This window comes from Craterilacuibacter sp. (assembly GCF_051659485.1).
GTDB lineage: Bacteria > Pseudomonadota > Gammaproteobacteria > Burkholderiales > Chromobacteriaceae > Craterilacuibacter.
The window spans coordinates 1-3551 of sequence record NZ_JBOFOO010000334.1; the positions used below are offsets into that span (position 1 = coordinate 1).

Here is a 3551-nt window from a genome sequence, read left to right on the forward strand (position 1 = left end):
GTCAACAATGCACGCTATCTCGAATTCCTGGAGGAGGCGCGCTGGACCTTCTTCGAAGAGAAGGCGGATCTGCCGGCGTTTTTGCAGTCCGGGCTGGCGCTGATTGTGGTCAATATCAATATCGACTACCGGCATGCGGCAACAATGGGCGACGAACTGGCCATCGAAACGTCGGTCAAGTCTGTCGGTAACCGTTCTGCCGTCATGCACCAGCGTGTGGCGCTGGCTGCCAGCGGCAAGCTGGTCGCCGAGGCGGATGTGACGTTTGTTGCCTACCACAGCCGTCAGGGCAAGGCGGTGGCAATTGATGGCGACTTGCTGGCGCTGTTGCAGGGTCTGCAGCAGGACGAGGTGGCTGCATGATTAAAAAGGTACTGGCTGCCGCCGTCTTGGGCGGCGTGTTGCTGCTGGCTTATCTGGCGCTGGAGCGCAATCGGGCTCCGGAGTTGAGCTACCGCACCTTGTCCGGGCAGACGGTTTCGCCGGAAGCGCTCAAGGGCAAGGTGGTACTGGTTAATTTCTGGGCGACCAGCTGTCCTGGCTGCATCGAAGAAATGCCGCATATGCAGAAAATGTACCGCGAGTATGCTGCCAAGGGATTTGAGACCATTGCGGTCGCGATGAATTACGATCCGCCCAATTATGTGCAGGCCTATGTCGAAAAGAATGCACTGCCATTTCCGGTCGTGCTCGATACTGACGGCAGTATCGCCAAGGCTTTTGGTGATGTTGCGCTGACGCCGACCACATTTTTGATCGACAGGGATGGCAATATCGTCAAGCGCTATGTCGGGATAATGAACTTCGACGAGGTCAAGAAGCTGATCATGCAGAGCCTATAGCCTGTGTATGTCGCAATAAAAAACCCGCTCGCGAGCGGGTTTTTTGATGGCAGGGAGATGCTTATTCTTCCAGCTGCTTGCGGGTAAAACGTACCCCCAGCTGCTTAAGCTTTCGGTAAAGGTGGGTCCGTTCCAGCCCGACCTTTTGTGCGACCCGGCTCATATTGCCGTTTTCCAGCGCGATATGATGCTCGAAATAGCGTCGTTCCAGCTGTTCGCGCAGCTCCCGCAGCGGCAGGGTAAAGTCGAATCCGCTTTCTGCAGCCGGTTTGTCATGGCGGAACTGGGACAGCACCTTGTTGACCTCGGGCGCATCAATGCTATCCGCTTCCGCCGTCAGCGCCAGGCTCTTGATAATGCCTCGTAGCTGTTCCAGATTACCCGGCCATTCGTATTGGCGCAGGGCATTCAGTGCCGAGGTTGTCAGCTTGCGTGCCGGAACCTGCTTGGACTCGACCAGTTCGGTTAACAGCTGTTCTGCGATCAGCATGATGTCTTCGGCGTGATCGCGTAGCGGCGGAATGGGGATGATCACACTGGACAGCGCGGTCAGCAGGCGATTGTCGCACTCGGGGTCGACCAGCAGTTCCTGTAGCGGGCGGCTGCAGGAACATACCAAGCGGACGTTGAAGCGATCCAGCTTGGACAGCAAAAACAGCAGGCCCTGCTGGATGCGGCGGTTGTACTGACCGATTTCGGATAAATACAGTACGCCGTTATTGGCTTTTTGCAGCAGTTCCAGCGGTGCGTCGGCCAGTTGCTCGGGCTTGGCCGGTGTCACCCACGGGGCGCTGCCGTGATGGAAAAAACGGGCGACCAGCTCGAAACCGGCACCCGGTTCACCGGTCAGTAATACCGGCGACTTGACCTTGGAGACGCGCTCAAGCTGGCGTTTGAGTTCATAAATGGGTTCGCTCTTGCCCAGTTTGTCCAGATTGAGCGAGGTATTGGCCTGCATGTCGCCATATTTGAGCGCGCGCTGTACGGTAGACAGCAGCTTTTGCAGGGCGATCGGTTTTTCCAGAAAGTCGAAAGCGCCGATGCGGGTGGCCTCGACCGCCGTATCTATGCTGGCGTGACCGGACATCATCACGACCGGCATATTCAGCAGGCCTGATTTTCCCCATTCCTTGAGCAGGGTGACACCATCGCAATCCGGCATCCAGATGTCGAGCAGGACCAGTGCAGGACGGGTCTGACTTCTGAGTTGACGAGCCACTTCTGCATTCTCTGCCACCGCGACAGTATGGCCTTCATCCTGCAGGATTTCCGAGAGCAACTCCCGGATGCCTACTTCATCATCAACAATCAAAATATCGCTGCTACGCATTAACTCTCCAACAAGGGCAAGGTGATCAGTATGCGGGCGCCGCCAGTACTGGCATTGGCGAGGGTAATCTGACCTTGGTGCTCTTCAATAATCTTCTTCACGACAGCAAGTCCCAGTCCGGTGCCCTTGGTCTTGCTCGTCACATAGGGCTCGAATGCCCGCGTCAGGATGTCCTGGGCAAAACCAGGGCCATTGTCTTCTATCGAAATTTGAGCCTGACGCCCTGCGTTACGACTGCTAATGTGAATGATTGGAATGCCAACGTCAAGAACCGCATCTCGGGCATTCAATAGCAGGTTGTGCAGGACTTGCCTGAGTAAAGCGGCATCTCCCATTATTTTCAAAGGCTTAGCGCTGAGTTCTAGCGTGGCGGGGGTACTGCCTTCATACATGGTCAGGACTTCAGCGAGCACTTCATTCAGGTCTAGCGGCACGAGCTGGATACGCGGGGCGCGTGCATAGTCGCGGAAAGCATCGACCATGCCCTTGAGCGCCGCGACTTGCTTGATGATGGTATCGGTCGCGCGTGTCAGCAGGTCGGCATCGGCGCCTTCCAGTTTGGGCGACAGCTTCATGGCCATGCGCTCGGCCGATAGCTGGATGGGCGTGAGCGGATTACGTATCTCGTGCGCCAGCCGTTTAGCCACCTCGCCCCAGGCAGCATCGCGCTGGGCGCGAGCCAGCTCGGTAATATCGTCGAATACCGCGACATAGCCTCCATCCGAGCGCTCGGGTAAGCGCGAAACGCGGACCAGTAGCGTGCGGGAACCCTGAGAGTGGGCGTATTCGATCTGGCGCTGCCAGTCGTTGTGCTGGCTGGCCGCCTCGCCATGGATGACGTCTATCAGCGGCACCAGCGTGGGGGCATGTAGTGCCCAATCGGATAGGGCATGGGGCGCCAGTTCGGAAAAATCGATGCCTAAAATTCGCCCCGCGCTGCTGTTGGCTGCTCTGAGATGCCCCTGCTGGTCGATGGCAATCACGCCGGCGGTCAGGTTGGCCAGAATGCTTTCCAGGTAGAGCTTGCTGTTTTGCAGTTGGTGGCGGCTTTCGTCGGCCGTGTGGCGCGCCTCTTCCAGCTGCTGGGTCATGCGGTTGAACATCGAGGTGAGGATGCCCAGTTCGTCACGGCGGTATACCGGATGGCGTTTGGAAAAATCCCCCTGCGCCACTGCACGCGTGCCGGCCGCCAGCTCGGACAAAGGCGCCGACATGCGTTCTGAAAAATACAGGGCGAAAGCCAGTGCCGCGGTGATGGCCAGCAGGAACACCAGCAGCAGTGTCATGGTGTAGAAGGTTTTCAGCCCGTCACGCCCCAGGAGCAGCTGGCTGTATTCGGCGCGGGCGTCTTCGATCAGGTCGGCATCGCGCGCAATGGC

General features: G+C 57.8%; 4 protein-coding genes. 2 read left to right on the plus strand and 2 right to left on the minus strand.

The window, feature by feature from the left end; all coding sequences use genetic code 11:
- Together ACRC1E_RS11470 and ACRC1E_RS11475 are read left to right on the plus strand one after the other, a co-directional pair.
- The coding region (locus ACRC1E_RS11470; protein ID WP_438515226.1) for an acyl-CoA thioesterase at positions 1 to 363 on the plus strand (363 nt) is incomplete at its 5' end.
- Complete coding sequence (locus ACRC1E_RS11475; protein ID WP_438515227.1) at positions 360 to 842, plus strand: TlpA disulfide reductase family protein; 483 nt, start codon at positions 360 to 362, stop codon at positions 840 to 842. The genes ACRC1E_RS11470 and ACRC1E_RS11475, both read left to right, overlap by 4 nt.
- Before the next feature lie 61 nt (positions 843 to 903).
- On the opposite strand, the gene ACRC1E_RS11480 is transcribed toward ACRC1E_RS11475, so the two are convergent.
- Positions 904 to 2172 (minus strand): sigma-54-dependent transcriptional regulator, encoded by a 1269-nt coding sequence (locus ACRC1E_RS11480; RefSeq protein ID WP_438515228.1) that lies wholly within the window; start codon positions 2170 to 2172, stop codon positions 904 to 906.
- A partial coding sequence (locus ACRC1E_RS11485; RefSeq protein ID WP_438515229.1) for a sensor histidine kinase occupies positions 2172 to 3551 on the minus strand: 1380 nt, incomplete at its 5' end. The genes ACRC1E_RS11480 and ACRC1E_RS11485, both read right to left, overlap by 1 nt.